Annotated in this window: 20 protein-coding genes; all 20 read left to right on the top strand. The window is 57.9% G+C overall.

Going from position 1 to position 17,279, the window contains the following annotated elements; translation table 11 throughout:
- Positions 1-15 precede the first annotated feature (15 nt).
- The 20 genes from fabF (at position 16) to RSK20926_RS22105 (ending at position 17,191) form a co-directional block, all read left to right on the top strand.
- Complete coding sequence (gene fabF / locus RSK20926_RS12095; RefSeq protein ID WP_008207051.1) at positions 16-1,281, top strand: beta-ketoacyl-ACP synthase II; 1,266 nt, start codon at positions 16-18, stop codon at positions 1,279-1,281.
- The gene (mltG, locus tag RSK20926_RS12090) at positions 1,282-2,436 is read left to right on the top strand and encodes an endolytic transglycosylase MltG (protein WP_008207050.1); all 1,155 of its coding nucleotides are present in this window, start codon (positions 1,282-1,284) and stop codon (positions 2,434-2,436) included.
- A 268-nt stretch (positions 2,437-2,704) separates the two neighbouring features.
- Positions 2,705-3,040: a hypothetical protein gene (locus RSK20926_RS12085; protein ID WP_008207049.1), complete on the top strand. Its 336-nt coding sequence runs from the start codon at positions 2,705-2,707 to the stop codon at positions 3,038-3,040.
- A complete protein-coding gene (locus RSK20926_RS12080; protein WP_008207048.1) occupies positions 3,018-4,319 on the top strand; it encodes a DNA-packaging protein in 1,302 nt (433 codons plus the stop codon). Before RSK20926_RS12085 ends, RSK20926_RS12080 begins: the two co-directional genes overlap by 23 nt.
- A gap of 141 nt (positions 4,320-4,460) precedes the next feature.
- Positions 4,461-5,651 carry a phage portal protein gene (locus RSK20926_RS12075; RefSeq protein ID WP_008207046.1) on the top strand — a complete coding sequence of 397 codons (1,191 nt, stop codon included), beginning with the start codon at positions 4,461-4,463 and terminating at the stop codon, positions 5,649-5,651.
- Positions 5,644-5,862 (top strand): GTA head formation protein, RCAP_rcc01685 family, encoded by a 219-nt coding sequence (locus RSK20926_RS12070; protein WP_008207044.1) that lies wholly within the window; start codon positions 5,644-5,646, stop codon positions 5,860-5,862. The genes RSK20926_RS12075 and RSK20926_RS12070 overlap by 8 nt, the downstream gene beginning before the upstream one ends.
- Positions 5,863-5,892: 30 nt before the next feature.
- Positions 5,893-6,495, top strand: coding sequence for an HK97 family phage prohead protease (locus RSK20926_RS12065; RefSeq protein WP_008207043.1), 603 nt, complete (start codon positions 5,893-5,895; stop codon positions 6,493-6,495).
- On the top strand, positions 6,485-7,666 hold the full coding sequence (locus RSK20926_RS12060) for a phage major capsid protein (RefSeq protein WP_008207041.1): 1,182 nt from the start codon (positions 6,485-6,487) through the stop codon (positions 7,664-7,666). The genes RSK20926_RS12065 and RSK20926_RS12060 overlap by 11 nt, the downstream gene beginning before the upstream one ends.
- A gap of 160 nt (positions 7,667-7,826) precedes the next feature.
- Positions 7,827-8,426: a head-tail connector protein gene (locus RSK20926_RS12055; protein ID WP_037255018.1), complete on the top strand. Its 600-nt coding sequence runs from the start codon at positions 7,827-7,829 to the stop codon at positions 8,424-8,426.
- Positions 8,423-8,767 carry a head-tail adaptor protein gene (locus tag RSK20926_RS12050; RefSeq protein ID WP_008207036.1) on the top strand — a complete coding sequence of 115 codons (345 nt, stop codon included), beginning with the start codon at positions 8,423-8,425 and terminating at the stop codon, positions 8,765-8,767. The genes RSK20926_RS12055 and RSK20926_RS12050 overlap by 4 nt, the downstream gene beginning before the upstream one ends.
- Positions 8,764-9,171: a DUF3168 domain-containing protein gene (locus tag RSK20926_RS12045; RefSeq protein ID WP_008207035.1), complete on the top strand. Its 408-nt coding sequence runs from the start codon at positions 8,764-8,766 to the stop codon at positions 9,169-9,171. The genes RSK20926_RS12050 and RSK20926_RS12045 overlap by 4 nt, the downstream gene beginning before the upstream one ends.
- A 36-nt stretch (positions 9,172-9,207) precedes the next feature.
- The gene (locus RSK20926_RS12040; RefSeq protein WP_008207033.1) at positions 9,208-9,621 is read left to right on the top strand and encodes a phage major tail protein, TP901-1 family; all 414 of its coding nucleotides are present in this window, start codon (positions 9,208-9,210) and stop codon (positions 9,619-9,621) included.
- A 3-nt stretch (positions 9,622-9,624) separates the two neighbouring features.
- On the top strand, positions 9,625-9,993 hold the full coding sequence (locus RSK20926_RS12035) for a gene transfer agent family protein (RefSeq protein WP_008207032.1): 369 nt from the start codon (positions 9,625-9,627) through the stop codon (positions 9,991-9,993).
- On the top strand, positions 9,990-10,250 hold the full coding sequence (locus RSK20926_RS12030; protein ID WP_008207031.1) for a rcc01693 family protein: 261 nt from the start codon (positions 9,990-9,992) through the stop codon (positions 10,248-10,250). Before RSK20926_RS12035 ends, RSK20926_RS12030 begins: the two co-directional genes overlap by 4 nt.
- On the top strand, positions 10,240-10,902 hold the full coding sequence (locus tag RSK20926_RS12025) for a phage tail tape measure protein (protein ID WP_008207030.1): 663 nt from the start codon (positions 10,240-10,242) through the stop codon (positions 10,900-10,902). The genes RSK20926_RS12030 and RSK20926_RS12025 overlap by 11 nt, the downstream gene beginning before the upstream one ends.
- Before the next feature lie 26 nt (positions 10,903-10,928).
- Positions 10,929-11,561 (top strand): DUF2460 domain-containing protein, encoded by a 633-nt coding sequence (locus RSK20926_RS12020; RefSeq protein ID WP_008207029.1) that lies wholly within the window; start codon positions 10,929-10,931, stop codon positions 11,559-11,561.
- Positions 11,561-12,448: a DUF2163 domain-containing protein gene (locus tag RSK20926_RS12015; protein ID WP_008207028.1), complete on the top strand. Its 888-nt coding sequence runs from the start codon at positions 11,561-11,563 to the stop codon at positions 12,446-12,448. The genes RSK20926_RS12020 and RSK20926_RS12015 overlap by 1 nt, the downstream gene beginning before the upstream one ends.
- On the top strand, positions 12,445-12,909 hold the full coding sequence (locus tag RSK20926_RS12010) for an NlpC/P60 family protein (protein WP_008207027.1): 465 nt from the start codon (positions 12,445-12,447) through the stop codon (positions 12,907-12,909). Before RSK20926_RS12015 ends, RSK20926_RS12010 begins: the two co-directional genes overlap by 4 nt.
- Positions 12,909-16,844 carry a baseplate multidomain protein megatron gene (locus RSK20926_RS12005; RefSeq protein ID WP_008207025.1) on the top strand — a complete coding sequence of 1,312 codons (3,936 nt, stop codon included), beginning with the start codon at positions 12,909-12,911 and terminating at the stop codon, positions 16,842-16,844. The genes RSK20926_RS12010 and RSK20926_RS12005 overlap by 1 nt, the downstream gene beginning before the upstream one ends.
- Before the next feature lie 5 nt (positions 16,845-16,849).
- Positions 16,850-17,191, top strand: coding sequence for a DUF7742 family protein (locus RSK20926_RS22105; RefSeq protein ID WP_008207023.1), 342 nt, complete (start codon positions 16,850-16,852; stop codon positions 17,189-17,191).
- Positions 17,192-17,279: the final 88 nt, after the last annotated feature.

The raw sequence follows: 17,279 nt of genomic DNA, 5'->3' as shown, positions 1-17,279 counted from the left end.
AAAGGAGAGCAAGGAATGCGTCGAGTAGTTGTCACCGGACTGGGCTTGGTTACCCCATTGGCCAGCGGAGTGGAAGAATCCTGGACACGCCTGCTTGACGGAGAGTCTGGTGCAGGTCCCATCACCCTGTTTGATGCCGAGGCAAGCGGCGTCACTACGACATATGCCTGCGAAGTGCCACGCGGTGACGGCTCTGAGGGCACGTTTAGCCCGGATGATTGGGTCATCAAGAAAGATCAGAAGAAGATCGATGATTTCATCCTCTATGGCATTGCTGCCGCCGATATGGCTGTGCGCGATGCGGGCTGGACGCCTGAGGACGAGGAGAGCCTGCTGCGCACTGGCGTTATGATCGGCTCCGGCATTGGTGGGCTTAGCTCCATCGCGGATACCGCTGTGATGATCAAGGAAAAGGGGCCCCGTCGGGTTTCTCCTTTCTTTATTCCCGGTGCGCTGATCAACCTGATCTCTGGCCAGGTTTCGATCCGTTTCGGATTCAAAGGCCCCAACCATTCGGTTGTGACGGCCTGTTCCACTGGTGCCCATGCCATTGGTGATGCGGCGCGGCTGATCCGCTCAGGGGACGCGGATGTTATGGTTGCAGGTGGTGCAGAAGCGGCCATTTGTGAAATCGGCATTGCGGGCTTCAACGCCTGCAAGGCGCTCAGCACCAAACGCGCGGATGATCCAAAATCAGCCAGCCGCCCCTATGACGCAGACCGCGATGGTTTTGTCATGGGTGAAGGTGCTGGCATCGTTGTTCTGGAAGATTACGACCACGCCAAGGCTCGCGGAGCTAAGATCTACGCCGAGGTGCTGGGTTATGGCCTCTCCGGTGATGCCTATCACATCACAGCGCCCTCCGAGGACGGTGAAGGTGGTGAGCGCTCCATGCGTGCGGCTCTGAAAAACGCGGGCCTGGAGCCAAACGACATCGATTACATCAATGCGCATGGTACTTCGACCATGGCGGATACGATTGAGCTGGGCGCGGTGGAACGTATGCTGGGCGATCACGCCAGCAACGTCACCATGACTTCAACCAAATCCGCCACCGGGCACCTTTTGGGGGCGGCCGGCGCGATTGAGGCGATCTTCTCCATTCTGGCGATCCGGGATCAGGTGGCACCGCCCACAATCAACCTGGATAACCCCGCTGTTGAAACCGAACTTGATCTCGCGCCCAATCAGAAGCGGGAGCGGGAAATCAATGTGGCCCTGTCCAACTCCTTTGGGTTTGGCGGGACCAATGCCTCGGTTATCTTCGGAAAGCCTGAATAAATGTGGCGAAGCCTCGCTTCTAACATGTTGACTATCCTGGTTGTGGGGCTGTTCCTTTTGGGCGGCCTCATCCTCTGGGGAAAGTCGCAATATACTTCTGATGGGCCATTGGCAGAGGCCATCTGCCTGCAGGTCCGACCTGGTTCAAACATGACCAAGGTCAGCCGCTCTTTGGAGGAGCAGGGGGCTGTTTCGTCGGGTGTGATATTCCGGCTTGCGGCGAAATACAGTGAAAAGACCGCGCAGCTCAAAGCCGGTAGTTTTCTGGTCGAGCCAGGTGCCTCGATGGAGCAGATCCTGGGGCAGGTTACCATCGGTGGAGCAAGTACTTGCGGCACAGAGATTGTTTATCGCATCGGCGTGACGCGTCTGCGGGCTGAGTTGCGTGAACTGGATCCGGCAACCGGGAATTTTGTCGAACGCGCCAAATTTGAGCCCGGTACCGATGAAATTCCGGAACTTTTTGTCAAACGCCAGGCTGAGCCCGATACACGTTTCAGGGTCTCCTTGGCCGAAGGTGTGACCAGCTGGCAGGTTGTTGAAGCTCTGAAATCGATTGAAGTGCTTTCCGGTGAGGTTGCTGATCTGCCGGCGGAGGGTACTCTGGCGCCAGACAGTTATGAGCTGGTGGCTGGTACCAGCCGTGAGCGTGTTCTGGAAGACATGCAGGACCGTCAGGCGCTACTAATCGCTGCCGCTTGGGAAAATCGTGGACCAAATGCAGCGGTCAACTCACCGGAAGAGATGCTGATCCTGGCCTCTATCATCGAGAAAGAGACAGGTGTAGCAGAGGAACGCTGGCAGGTTGCGAGCGTCTTTACCAATCGTCTCAACCGTGGAATGCGTCTGCAAACGGACCCGACCGTGATCTATGGCGTGACTAAGGGGCAGGGCATCCTGGGAAGAGGGTTGAGACGCAGCGAACTTCGCAAAGTCACGCCCTGGAACACCTATGTGATCGAAGGTCTTCCACCTACTCCGATTGCAAACCCTGGTCGTGCCAGCCTGGAAGCTGCGGTGAACCCGGCTGATACGGAGTTCCTGTTTTTTGTGGCGGATGGCACCGGTGGCCATGCCTTTGCAAAGACCCTGCAAGAGCACAATCAGAACGTTGCCAAATGGCGACGCATCGAGGCAGAGCGCAACAACAACTAATGGCTCTTTGACGGGCCAGAAGTTTCAGAACCACCCACACGCGATGCCGTGTCGGGTGGTTTTCTCTTTTGGGGCAGTATGATCGAGGCAGGTCGACGAAGGTTAAGGTTCTTCAGCAGGGCCGGGCTGTACCGGCCAAACTGGATTTGACCGACCCGTCCCAATGCGGCAAACTGTTCAAAGCAGCGACAACTGGGAAGCATCGGGGCAAATCATCCTCATTCCCAGCGGCTTATGGCGGTTTGGAACCAGCCGAGTTTGATCACTCATGACAATACCAGAAACGGACAGGGATGTCCTGAACCTGCGGGATCTATGTCAATCCCTGCAGCGCTCCATCCTTAGGCTTCGACAGGAGGCCGAGAGCTTCCACGACAGATTATCCCAAGAAGAGACGGACGCGATCAGCGGACCAACGCCTGCGTTGAACAAGCTGGAGGGGCTTATTCGAGATTGCCAGAAAGTGGAGAAATTCCTTGCAGAGCGAAATGCCCTCACCCTTGCAGAGACAACAGAACTTGATCTCGACGCCGCAAAGCATGAGATCCGCGATCGATTGGCTCGCCTGCGCGCCGCCAGAGATGCAGGAAAGGTTTCTGAGTAGTCTGCAAGGCAACGCTCTTGCTGCTCTGCCCTATCTCTTTGAATGCTGGGCTTTGCCTCATCAGATCGCTCCAAAGGGGGCTTGGCGAAACTGGGTCATTTTGGGTGGTCGCGGAGCAGGAAAGACCCGCGCAGGGGCAGAATGGGTTCGCTGCCAGATAGAGGGAGCAACGCCGCTCTCCACTGGCCCGTCCCGGCGGCTTGCCCTGGTTGGTGAAACCTATGATCAGGTGCGCGACGTCATGATCCAGGGAGATAGTGGCATTCTGGCCTGTTCCCCAAAGGATCGCAGGCCGCAGTGGAAAGCGGGTGAGCGCAAACTTCTCTGGGCCAATGGAGCCCAGGCACAGGCCTTCTCAGCCCATGATCCAGAAGCCTTGCGGGGACCGCAATTTGATCTGGCCTGGCTGGATGAACTGGCCAAGTGGAAACGCGGACGTGAAGCCTGGGATATGCTGCAGTTTGCCCTGCGTTTGGGCAAGGATCCAAGGGCCTGTATCACCACAACACCGCGCAACAGCCAGATTTTGCGCGACGTTCTGGCTCAAAGCTCTACCGTGCAGACCCATGCGCCGACCGATGCGAACCGCGCAAATCTTGCGCCGTCCTTTCTGGAAGAGATGAAGCAGCGATATGCTGGGACCCGTCTAGGGCGACAAGAACTGGAGGGTTGTTTGCTCAGCGATGTTGAGGGGGCGCTATGGAGTTCTGCTGAGCTTGCAGGGCAGCAGTGCAAAGAAGCGCCGGAACTTGACCGGATCGTGGTTGCTGTTGATCCAGCGGTGAGTGCGGGCAAAGCCTCTGATGCCTGCGGCATTCTGGTTGCGGGGGCGCGTCACGCTGGTACTCCCAGTGAGTGGGAAACCTATGTGCTGGCGGATCGCACCGTGCAGGGTGAAGGACCTTTAAGTTGGGCCAAGGCGGTCATCGCCGCCAAAGAAGAGTTCGGCGCCTGTCGCGTGATTGCAGAGGTCAATCAAGGGGGCGCCTTGGTCGAAAACCTGCTCAGGCAAGTTGATCCTAATGTTCCCTTTACGGCGCATCACGCAAGCAAAGGAAAGACCGCGAGGGCAGAGCCTGTTGCCGCGCTTTATGAGCAGGGGCGCGTGTTTCATCTGCGGGGGCTGGGCGCCCTAGAAGATCAGATGTGCCAGATGACCCCCCAGGGCTTCCTGGGGCAGGGGTCACCGGATCGGCTGGATGCCCTGGTTTGGGCAATCCATGAACTGATCTTGCGGCCGACAAGCAGCTACCGGCTACCCAGGGCAAGAGTGCTTTAGGGGGAAATTGTTATTTTACAAGTGGTTGAGCTGGTGTTGCCAATGCTCTGAACGGCGTGACTTAGATTTCTTCAATTCCGTCGGCAATGATCTTCTTCAGCACAGGGGCAAATGCCCCGCCTCAAACCTAAGGAGTGGCTCATGCGGTTCAATCTACCCTGGCAGCGGCGACAGCCCGTGGAAAAGAAAGCCAGTGCCGCATCTCGTGTCATTGCTCTGCAAGCAGGATCAACTGCGGTTTGGGGCCCCAGAGATACCGTCTCCCTGACCAATCTGGGCTACAGCAGCAATCCGGTTGGATTTCGCGCGGTTCGCATGGTGGCTGAGGCCGCGGCGGCCTTGCCACTGGTTCTGCAGGATACACAGGCGCGTTTTGAAACCCATCCTGTTTTGTCTCTTGTTGCACATCCAAATGCCGCGCAGGCACGACAGGATTTTCTCGAAGCTCTCTTTGCCTCTTTGCTGCTGTCCGGCAACGCCTATGTCGAAGCGGTGAGTGAGACCCAAGGTTGGCCAGCGGAATTGCATGTTCTGCGTCCAGAGCGGATGAGCGTTGTGCCAGGCCCCGATGGCTGGCCTCAGGCCTATGAATATCGGGTCGGCGGGCGAAAACATCGCTTTAACTGCGCAGATATGCGCAACCCAATTCTGCATCTCAAGAACTATCACCCGCAGGATGATCACTATGGGCTGGCTCCGCTACAGGCGGCGGGATCCGCACTGGAGGTGCATAACGCGGCCTCTCATTGGTCCAAAGCGCTGCTGGACAATGCTGCCCGCCCCTCTGGTGCCCTGGTCTGGAGCGGAAGTGACGGGCAGGGGGGGCTCTCGGATGATCAGTTCCGGCGGCTGAGCGAAGAGATCGAGGTGAATTTTCAGGGGGCGCGAAATGCCGGGCGGCCTATGGTCCTGGAGGGGGGGCTGGATTGGAAGCCCATGGGGTTCTCCCCGGCTGATATGGAGTTTCAAAAAACCAAGGAAGCCGCCGCACGTGAAATTGCATTGGCGATTGGGGTACCTCCTATGCTGTTGGGATTGCCCGGGGATGCGACCTATTCCAACTACCAAGAGGCCAACCGCGCCTTTTACCGCCTGACAGTGCTGCCACTGGCAACACGGGTTGCCGCAAGCCTGTCTGAGTGGATCTCCGGCTTTGGTGGGGAAGTTGTTGAATTGAAACCGGACCTCGACCAAATCCCAGCTCTTGCAAGTGAACGAGAGGCACAGTGGCGACAGGTTTCAGGGGCCGAATTTCTGAGCGCTTCGGAAAAGAGGCAACTGCTGGGACTACCCCCCCTTCCTCTGGGGGAGGAGGGGGAGACGGATGTCTGATATGCCTCTGCCCCCCTTCGAATGCGCGCCCGGGCACCGGCTGACGGCGCATGAAAAGGTGCACCAGATCCAGCTGGATACCCTGGGTCGCAGATTGGACCGGCTGGAACAGATGCTGGAGCGACTGGAGCGCCGTATCTGGCTGACGGTCTACGGTGTTGCAGCCGTCATCCTAGCTCAGGCCTTTCAATCGATCATCGCTTCGCAATGAGCCTTTTCAGGGAGTTAGCAGGAGTTCCCAATGAGTGTTAAATCAGATTTCGAGCACAAATTCGCCCATTTCGGAGAGGCGCTGAACCTGAAGGATGGGAATGTCATCCAAGGCTACGCCAGCCTCTTTGGTGAGACCGATCAAGGTGGCGATGTGGTAGCAGCAGGTGCCTACCGGAGATCCCTGACAGATCTGCGGGACCGTGGGATGCGGATCAAGATGCTATGGCAGCACGACCCTGCGCAACCCATTGGGGTCTGGGATGAAATCCGTGAAGACCAAAAGGGACTTTGGGTCAGGGGGAGCATCTTAACGGATATTCAGCGCGGCGCCGAAGCGGTCAGTCTGATTGCGGCGGGCGCGATGGAGGGGCTCTCTATCGGCTATCGTACCAAACGGGCACAGAAGAATGCCGCTGGTGGCCGTCTCCTACAGGATGTCGAACTGTGGGAGGTATCCCTGGTCACCTTTCCAATGCTGCCTTCGGCGCGGGTTACGACACCGGAACTTCCCGGCAAAGCCAATGAGTTGACTGCGATGAAGGCTTTGGCCGGTCAGCTCCGTCGCACAGCCCGGCAAGTCGCGAGCTTCAACTCTTCAATTCAGGCAATAGGATCAAAAAATGAGCAGTGAAAATCTCCCTGAAAGCTCAGAGGCACCCCTGGCTCTGACACAGGATTTCTCTCAGGCATTTTCCGAGTTTCTGAGAGAATTCAAGGGATTTCAGGGCAATGTGAAGGCAAAGCTGAAACAAACGGAAGAACGTATGACCATGCTGGACCGAAAAAATTATCGCGCGGCGCGCCCGCTTCTCTCAGCGGCAGCAGAAGTAGAAGCGCCGCATCAAAAAGCCTTTGCTGGCTATGTTCGCACTGGCGATGAGGCCGCTCTGCGAGGGCTGTTGCCCGAGAGCAAGGCTCTCTCGACCACGGTGAATGGTGACGGCGGTTATCTGGTGGATCCGCAGACTGCTGATACGGTGAAATCGGTATTGCAATCCACTGCTTCCATTCGCGCAGTTGCTTCGATTGTCAGTGTAGAAGCGACGTCCTTTGATGTCTTGGTCGATCACAGTGAGGCCGGGGCAGGCTGGGCAAACGAAACGGATCCTACCTCCGAGAGCGCAACCCCTGTGATTGATCGGATCACGATCCCATTGCATGAGCTTAGCGCCTTGCCCAAGGCCTCCCAGCGGTTGCTGGACGACAGCGCTTTTGACATCGAAAACTGGCTGGCAAATCGGATTGCGGACAAGTTTTCGCGCGCAGAGGCCGCTGCCTTTGTGAATGGGGACGGCATTGACAAGCCAATGGGGATCCTCAGTCATCCGGCAGTGGACAACGACGTCTGGACCTGGGGCAATCTGGGCTACATCGCAACCGGTGATGCGGGTGGGGTCGGAGATGGTGATGCCATCATTGACTTGGTCTATGCGCTTGGGGCGCAATATCGCGCCAATGCGAGTTTTGTGATGAACTCAAAAACCGCCGGTCTGATCCGCAAGCTGAAAGATTCTGATGGCCGTTTCCTCTGGTCAGATGGATTGGCGGCTGGCGAACCCGCGCGCCTGCTGGGGTACCCTGTTCTGGTTGCGGAAGATATGCCTGATGCTGCGGCGGATAGTTTCTCGATCGCCTTTGGAGATTTCAACGCAGGCTACACAATCGCAGAGCGGCCCGACTTGCGGGTTCTGCGCGACCCCTTCAGTGCCAAACCTCATGTGCTGTTCTATGCAACCAAGCGCATTGGCGGTGACATCAGCGATTTCGCTGCGATCAAACTGCTGAAATTTGGTCTGAGCTAAGTCTCTGGCTGAATGGGGGTCCGGCAGCCCGGATCCCCGACGGGTACGCTCATTCAATCTTTGCCATCTCGCTGCTCCCCTCCGTCTGGGTGGTCGAGGAAGGCGTGCCCGTCAAACCAGTTGAGAATAACCCCGGGGATCCGAGCTTGCGGAGATGAAGATGATATTGAAAGAAGTGACGCCAGTCAGCGATATGGCGCTGCCGCTAGCAGCCTTTAAGGATCACCTGCGGTTGGGAACAGGGTTTTCCGGCAGTGCGTTTCAGGACGATCTGCTTGGTGGGTTTCTTCGTGCAGCCTTTGCCGCCATCGAAAGACGAACCAGCAAAGCCTTGCTGCAGCGCGCGTTTCTCTTGCGGGTTGAGAAGTGGCCGGGTCACGGGGGGCTTCAGCTCCCTATCGCGCCGGTTTCTACGCTGACCCATATCGAAAAGACGACAAGCGCCGGAGCGCAATCGCTGGATGTTGCCTCTTTCCTTCTGTCACAGGATACACATGCACCTATTCTGCGCCCTCTGACTGAGAGCTTGACCCGGTTGGGCAGGGGCGAAGCGTTGGAGCTGGAGTTTACGGCTGGCTTCGCTGCGAGTTGGGCTGAGCTCCCTCCGGATTTGGCCCAGGCGGTGCTGCTGTTGGCGGCACATTACTATGAATATCGCAGTGATACTGCGTTGCACGGTGGCTGTATGCCCTTTGGGGTCACCAGCCTCATTGAGAGGTATCGCCCCATCCGGCTGTCCCCCCTGCGGTCGGAGGGATGAGCGTGGAGCGGTTTCATCTCAATCGAAAACTGACGCTGGAGACCCCGCAGCGTCTGGATGATGGCTCGGGCGGCTTTCAGCAAAGCTGGGTTGCATTGGGCGACTGCTGGGCAGCCTTTGCGCCACGGCAGGGGCGAACCGAAGGCAGCGGCGGGACAACGGTCTCTTCCCAGAGTTTTCGTATAACCGTGCGGGCCGCCCCGCCTGAGGATCCATCCAGACCCATCGCGGGCCAGAGGTTTCGGGAAGGCAATCGGCTCTTTCTGATCGAAGCCGTGAGAGAAGCTGATGTGCTGGCCCGTTACCTGACCTGCGAATGTAGAGAGGAGGTGTCGCCATGACCTATGCCTTTGCCGCCCCCCTCCAGGCCGCTGTGTTTCAGCATCTGAGTACGGATCCAAATGTGACGAGTGCACTGGGGGGCGCGATCTATGACGCTTTGCCTCCTGGGCCGCTGCCGGAGACCTATGCGCTACTTGGGGTCGAAGATGTAGAAGATGTTTCCGATGCTACATCTCGTGCCAGTCGGCACAGGCTCGACATAACATTGTTCACCAGCCAGCCGGGCTTTGAAGCGGTCAAGGCGGCGGCCGGAAGCATCTGTGAAAGCCTGCAAGACGTATCGCTAACACTGAGCCAGGGGTCTTTGACCAACCTGCGGTTCAAACGGGCCTCCGCCCAGCGAACTGCGGATGGGCTAAGAAGTGTCGCCCTGCGCTTTTCAGCCCGTGTCGAAGAGAGCTGAGATCAAAAATCCCTTAATTCTGAATGGAGTGGCATCATGGCTGCGCAAAATGGCAAGGACCTTTTAATCAAGGTGGATATGACGGGTGGGGGCCAGTTTGAGACCCTGGCAGGGCTGCGGGCCTCACGGATCAGTTTCAATGCGGAAACGGTGGATGTCACCACATTGGAAAGTCAGGGCGGCTGGCGAGAGTTACTCTCTGGCGCGGGCGTACGCTCTGCTGCAATCACCGGTTCCGGGATCTTCAGGGATGAAACCACGGATGAAAGAGCGCGACAGTTGTTCTTTGATGGGCTCGCTCCGGCCTTTCAGGTGATCATCCCGGATTTCGGCATCATCGAAGGGGCTTTTCAGGTGACTGGCCTGGAATACTCCGGAACACATAACGGCGAAGCCACTTATGAGCTTGCCTTGGCAAGCGCGGGCGCTCTCACCTTTACGGCGGTTTGATCAATGCAAGAGGGTGCAAAAACCGCGGGTGGATTTGAGAACCCCTGGCAGGGCGAAGTCTCTCTGGTGATCAATGACGTGCCGCACCGGTTGCGGCTGACCCTGGGGGCCTTGGCCCGTCTTGAGACGCATCTTGGCGAAGAGAACCTGCTGGATCTGGTGCGTCGGTTTGAAGAAAGACGCTTTTCCGCGCGTGACATTCTCGCTTTGCTAACCGCGGGTCTCGAGGGTGGCGGTTATGACTATGCCACCGAAGACCTGGCCCGTGCGGACATTGCAGGGGGACCCTTGGCGGCGGCCCGGGCGGGGGCGACCCTTCTGGCGCGCAGTTTTGCCCTGCCTGAGACCGTGACCTCAGGTCTGGTAGAATGACGGGCTTGGATTGGCAGGGGATGTTGCACTTGGGAGTTGGGAGGCTGGGCTTGCGGCCAGAGGCCTTCTGGAAACTCACCCCCGCTGAATTCTTTCTGATGCTGGGACCCAATCAATCCATGGGTCCGATGCAACGCGATACCCTGAAGCGGTTGATGGAGAGTTTTCCGGATCTGAAAGATCCATCGGAAGAAAACCAATTGGATCGCCCAGGTGCAAATCCATTTATGGAAAGCGGAGAACCCCATGGCGGATAGCAGTGATTTTGCGGCACTCGAAATGCAGAGCGATGCCTTGGCGCAAAGTCTGGGCGATGCGGGTAGCATGGCGGCTAGTTTCGAAAGCGAATTGACCCGTGTGAGACAGGCCTTTGCGGCAACAAGCAAAGATACCGCGACTCTGGAACGCGGGCTGTCCAGGGGATTGAAAAGGGCATTCGATCAGGTTGTTTTTGATGGGGAAAGCCTGTCTGGCGCCCTGGACGGGCTGGCGCGCTCCTTGATCAACACAACCTACAATGCGGCTCTTCGACCGGTGACCAATCATATTGGCGGGATGATCTCTGGCGGGATCGGGGATCTGGTTAGCGGCTTGCTACCTTTTGCGGATGGGGCTGCCTTCTCGCAGGGGCGGGTCATGCCTTTTGCCAAGGGGGGGGTGGTCACCTCTCCGGTGCAGTTTCCCATGCGGGGAGGGTTGGGACTGATGGGCGAAGCTGGGCCCGAAGCAATTCTACCCTTGAGCCGTGGCCGCGACGGTAAACTCGGGGTGCAGAGCCTCGGCGGTGGCGGCGCAACCAATGTGGTGATGAATATCTCGACCCCGGACCTGCGCGCCTTTGAACGCAGCAGAACCCAGATTGCAGCGCAGGCTGCCCGGGCGATGAGCCGCGCAAATCGCAACCGCTGAAACCATCCAAAACCGGAGGGCCCGGAATGAGCTTTCATGAAATTCGTTTTCCCGCCTCGTTGAGCTTTGGTTCAGTCGGGGGGCCAGAACGGCGCACAGATGTCGTGACCTTGGCCAATGGCTTTGAGGAGCGAAATACACCTTGGGCCCATTCCAGACGTCGCTATGACGCCGGATTGGGTTTGCGCTCCCTCGAAGACATGGAACAGCTCATCGCATTTTTCGAAGCGCGGCAGGGGCAGCTCTTTGGTTTTCGCTGGAAGGATTGGTCCGATTACAAATCCGCCCGAGCCTCGGCAGAGGTGGATTTTCGCGACCAGGTCATTGGCCAAGGAAATGGTGTGAAAACCCGGTTTCAGATTTCCAAAACCTACCGGTCTGGTCCTGTTCAATACCAGCGCCCGATAACCAAACCGGTTGCGGGCAGCCTGCGGCTTGGCCTCGGACAAGAGGCATTGAAAGAGGGGATCGATTTCACTCTTGATCTTACAACTGGTGTCGTGACCCTCAGTCATCCTCCGGAACGGGGCATCACCATAGTGGCCGGCTATGAATTCGACGTACCCGTGCGCTTTGATACCGACCGGCTGCAGACCAGCGTGTCCTCTTTCCAGGCGGGCGAGGCGCCAAATGTACCGGTTGTGGAGGTTCGGGTCTGATGGCGGGGCCGAGTGGCGCTTTCCTGAAGCATCTTCAGAGTGGAACCACCAGTGTGTGCAGGTGCTGGGGGCTGACCCGTGTGGACGGCATGCGCTATGGATTTACGGATCACGATTGCACCCTTGCCTTTGCGGGCTGGAGCTTCAAAGCTGGAACCGGCCTGACAGCACGCGCCCTTGCGCAGGCGACGGGGCTATCTGTTGACAATAGTGAAGCACAGGGCGCGCTTTCTGATCTAAGCCTCACGGAAAGTGACATCGTGGCGGGCCGGTTTGATGGGGCTTCGCTACAGTGTTGGTTGGTGAACTGGCAGAACCCTGTGGAACGGTGGCTGCAGTTCAGCGGCAGTATCGGTGAGCTACGGCGTGCGGGCGGTGCTTTTGAAGCGGAGCTGCGCGGGCAGACCGAACCGCTCAATCGTCCCTTGGGTCGGATCTACCAAAAGTCCTGCACAGCTGTTCTGGGGGATGCCTCTTGCGGGTTTGATCTGCAGCGGCTGGGATATTTCTTTGAGGGGCAGGTAGAAACCTACAGCGACGAAGGGCAGTTCACCTGGAACGCGCTCGAGGGGTTTGAGGCGGAATGGTTCTCTGGCGGGCGGTTAAGCGTCCTGAGTGGTGAAGCAAAGGGCCTTTGGGGGGCGATCAAACGGGATCGAACAGATAGCACCGGACGCCACATCACGCTGTGGGAGCCCCTGAAGGTGCCACTGCAGCCGGGTGATCTGCTTCGTCTGGATGCGGGCTGCGACAAGCGCCCGCAAAGTTGCCGATTAAAGTTCAATAATTTCATCAACTTTCAGGGGTTCCCTGACATCCCCGGAGAAGACTGGATGATGGCCGTTCCCAAGAGCACGGGGCGCAACAGTGGCGGTAGCCGGAGATGATGCACCTTGGCCCCGATAGCTCCGCAGAGGGTCCAAGAGCGGTTGAAATTGCACGGCAATGGATCGCTACCCCCTATCGGCACCAGGCTTCTACCCGGGGGGCGGGTTGCGATTGCCTCGGCTTGATCCGGGGCATCTGGCGAGAGCTATACGGTACAGAGCCCGAAACCCTCCCGGCCTATTCCAGGGACTGGTCAGAACCCCAGGGAGAGGAGCGGCTCTGGTGCGCGGCGCTTCGGCATCTGAAACAAAAAGACCTGCATGATGTGGCTCCGGGTGATGTCTTGCTATTTCGTATGCGCGCAGGAGCTGTCGCAAAGCATCTTGGCCTGCAGAGCGAACAGGACCCGGATGCCTTTGTGCATGCCTATCAGGGGCATGGTGTTGTCGAAACACGGCTTAGCTGCCCCTGGCGCCGCCGCATCGTTGCGCGATTTGCATTTCCTCAAGAGGTGAACTGATGGCGACCATAGTACTCTCGGCAGCAGGCGCTGCCATTGGCGGCACCATGGGGGGAACCCTGGCGGGTCTATCCTCGGTTGCGATTGGGCGCGCAATCGGGGCAACAGCGGGGCGATTGATTGATGATCGCCTTCTAGGGCATGGATCCCAGGCGGTTGAGGTTGGCCGGGTGGATCGTTTTCGCCTCACCCATGCAAGTGAGGGAACACCGGTGCAACAGGTCTTTGGACGGACCAGGGTTGCAGGACAGGTGATCTGGTCCTCTGATTTTGCCGAAAGCGCCACTGTTTCCGGGGGCGGGAAGGGGGCGCCCAGCCAGCCCAAGACGACTCGTTACAGCTATTCGGTTTCGCTTGCCATTGCGCTTTGCGCTGGGGAAATCCAATCGGTTCCCCGCATCTGGGCCGATGGGGAGGAGGTCTCGCCGATTGACCTCAACATGACGGTTTACAAGGGGAGCATGAGCCAACTGCCGGACCCCCTAATGGAAGCTGTCGAAGGCGCCGGAACCGTCCCAGCCTATCGTGGGACCGCCTATGTGGTGATGGAGGACCTTCAGCTGGAGGGGTTTGGCAATCGTGTGCCACAATTCTCTTTTGAAGTGGTGCGGGCGGAGCAGCCGGACAGTCCGAATTATGAAAGCGATCTGGGGCAATTGATCAAAGGTGTCGCCCTGATGCCGGGAACAGGGGAATACAGCCTGGCTGCGACCCCTATCCACTATGAGATCTCGCCGGGGGTGTCGAAAAGTGCCAATGTTCACACGGCCTCTGGCCAGAGCGATTTGCGGACCTCACTCGCGGCTTTGGAGGGGGAGCTCCCTGCCTGTGAGGCGACTTCCCTGATTGTGTCCTGGTTTGGCAATGACCTGCGCTGTGGCCATTGCGAAATCAAGCCGAAAGTTGAGCAAAAAATCTCTGAGGCTGCACAGATGCCCTGGCGCGTTGCTGGGCTGGATCGCAGTTCAGCAGAGCAGGTCTTGCAGGATGGGGAGGGGCGGCCCGTTTACGGCGCTACGCCAGCCGATGCGGCTGTCGTTGAAGCCATCACAGAGCTCCGCAATTCAGGGAAACGGGTGTTGTTCTACCCCTTTATCCTGATGGATCAGGAAGAGGGCAACACTCTGCCAGACCCCTGGACCGGCGCAGAGGGTCAACCGCATCTTCCCTGGCGGGGGCGGATTACCCTGTCACAGGCCCCTGGACTGACCGGTAGCCCAGACCAAACACCTGCGGCCCGGAATGAGGTTCAAACCTTCATGGGGCTGGCCAGTGCAGGTGATTTTGCTATCCACAATGGGGAGGTCAGCTATAGCGGACCCACGGAATGGGGATTGCGCCGGTTTATCCTTCATTGCGCGGCGCTTTGTGCCGCTGCCGGGGGCGTGGATGCTTTTTGCATTTCTTCCGAGATGCGTGGCCTGACCCAAATCCGTGACGATCTGGGTTTTCCTGCGGTAGCTGCTCTTATTGATCTGGCCGCAGAGGTTCGCCTGTTGCTGCCAGAGGCCAAAATCAGCTATGCGGCTGATTGGTCGGAGTATTGGGGCTATCACGCTGCGGATGGGAACCGGTATTTTCACCTCGACCCGCTTTGGGCGGATGCGAATATCGATTTCATTGGCATCGACAATTACATGCCGCTGTCGGATTGGCGCGATGGCGATGAGCACCTCGATAGTGTAGAGGGTACGCGCCAGATCTATGATCTCCCTTATCTCGAAAGCAATATCGAAGGCGGTGAGGGCTATGAGTGGTATTATCATTCCGAGGAAGCCCGCGAAGCGCAGCTGCGTACGCCGATCACGGATGCAGCCCATGACGAAGCCTGGATCTGGCGCTACAAGGACCTGAAGAATTGGTGGCTAAATAGCCATCATGATCGGATCGATGGTCTGCGCCAGGAGGGCGCTACGGCCTGGTTGCCTCAGATGAAACCGATTTGGTTCACAGAGCTGGGCTGCGCTGCCATTGACAAAGGCACCAACCAGCCAAACAAGTTTCTTGATCCCAAGAGTTCAGAATCCACCTTACCCCGCTATTCAAGCGGGCACCGAGATGATCTGATCCAAATGCAATATCTTCGTGCGGTCCTGGCCTATTGGGGCCGGGAAGAGAACAACCCGACCTCCAGCGAATACGATGCCCCAATGCTGGATCTGAGCAATGCCTATGTCTGGGCCTGGGATCTGCGTCCCTTTCCTGCGTTTCCAAATCTCGCGAACCAATGGAGTGATGGGGGGAACTACCTGCGGGGACATTGGCTTAACGGTCGGGTAGGGCAACGCAGCCTGGCCTCTGTGGTAGAGGAAATTTGCCGCAGCTCAGGTCAAGAGGAGATCGATGTCTCAGAGCTCCATGGTATCGTTCATGGTTATCTTGTGCCGGATGTGAGTGAAGCCCGCGCAGCCTTGCAGCCCCTAAGCCTGAACTACGGCTTTGATGCGATTGAAAGGGACGGAAAACTCCTGTTTCGTCTTCGCCATGGCCGAAGGGCAAAACCACTCTCTGCGGAACAGCTGGCAATCGCGGAAGATATCGACGGGGCGCTGGAATTGACCAGAGAGCCAGAGGCCGAATTGGCCGGTCGTATGCGGTTGCGCTTTGTTGAATGGGGGCGCTCCTATGATGTTGGGTCCGAAGAGGCAATCCTGCCGGATGAGGCCACCCATTCAGTCAGTGAAAGCGAATTCCCATTGGTGTTGACACGCGCAGAGGCGCGCCAGACGACACAGCGATGGCTGGCCGAAGCGCGGGTCTCCAGAGATAGCGCTAGGTTCATGCTGCCTCCTTCTGCTTTGGAGGTTGGTGCAGGTGACACCATTGATCTTGCCAGCGATGAGGTCACCAGCACCTCGGGTGAAACATCTTGCCGGTATCGGGTAGATCAGGTGGAAAGCGCCGAAGGTCAGATCATTGAAGCCGTTAGAATTGAACCGGAGGTCTATATCCCGGCCGAGAGTGCAGATGATCTGCCGGGTGTGAATGAGTTTATTCCCCCGCTACCAGTGCTGCCGCTCTTTATGGATCTACCTCTCCTCACCGGGGAAGAGGTGCCACATGCGCCTCATTTTGCGGTTTCCTCTGATCCATGGCCGGGATCTGTTGCGCTCTATGGGGCGGATCAGGACCAGGACTATGTGCTGGAACAGATCATCGCTGCACGGGCTACGATTGGGGTCACCGAGACAGAGTTGCACCAGGCACCGTCAGGGCGCTGGGACGAAGGGCCTGACCTGCAGGTGAAGCTGATCTCCGGTGAATTTGAGAGCCGATCGGTAACCCGGGTGCTCAATGGTGCGAATGCTGTTGCGATTGGCGATGGCAGCAATGGCAACTGGGAGATTTTCCAGTTTCGCGAGGCAGAACTGGTTGCCTCGGATACCTATATGTTGAGGGGACGGCTTCGTGGGCAAAAGGGAACCGATGCGCTGATGCCCGTCACATGGCCGATTGGCTCATATGTGGTCTTGCTTGACGCAAGTACGCTACAGCTGGAGCTGCCATTGGATCAACGCCGACGGGCGCGGGACTATCGCATTGGCCCAGCCCGGCGCGGCTATGACGATCCCAGCTATGTCCACAGATCAGAGGCCTTTGAGGGCAATGGCTTGCGGCCCTATTCTCCGGTGCATTTGAAAGCAGATGGGAAACTAGGTGCGGATATAGCGTTGACCTGGATCCGTCGCGCACGGCTGGAAGCGGATAGCTGGGACCTCCCTGAAATCCCGCTGGGTGAAGATCTGGAAGCCTATCGTGTGCGGATCATGCGCGGCGCAACAATTCTGCGAGAGATACAGGTTTCGACCCCGGATTGGACCTATGCGCAACAAGAGCAGTCGGAGGACGACACACAGCCGGGTGATGAAATTGAGGTTTCGCAAGTCTCGGCACGGTTTGGCGCTGGGCCAGGGGCGAAAATCCTGTTGGCCTAGGTCAGATGGGCGCAGTGAAACGCGGTCTACCCCCAATCCTCCCACAGGATTGCACGGTTCTGGCCCGTCTGTTGCTCATCCGGCCAGAGCATGAGCGAGATACCCTTTGCCACGATGTTCTAAAGGCGGCTGAGCGGGCTCATAGGTATTGCAGCGAAACGGGGACGGTGCACCCGCGTTGGGGAAATGGGAGCCTAGAGGCCGCAACCCGGTCTTTGCTCGAGATGGGTGAGACTTTGCCGGTAGAGCCCCTGTGGGATGATGAGGAGTATCTGACGTGCCTATTGCTGGTTCTTCATCATCTAAAGGCGACACTTTTGCGTGAGAGCCCCGCAACCAAGATGTGATAGGGATGAGCGCGACCTTCTGGGGAACAAGCCGAAAAAGCGGGGCCATTATAGGTTTCTTACGCGACAATATGGCTCCGTTCACCTT

Source organism: Roseobacter sp. SK209-2-6, assembly GCF_000169455.1.
Classification (GTDB): Bacteria; Pseudomonadota; Alphaproteobacteria; order Rhodobacterales; family Rhodobacteraceae; genus Pseudophaeobacter.
This window is presented reverse-complemented; position numbering and strand designations above follow the sequence as displayed.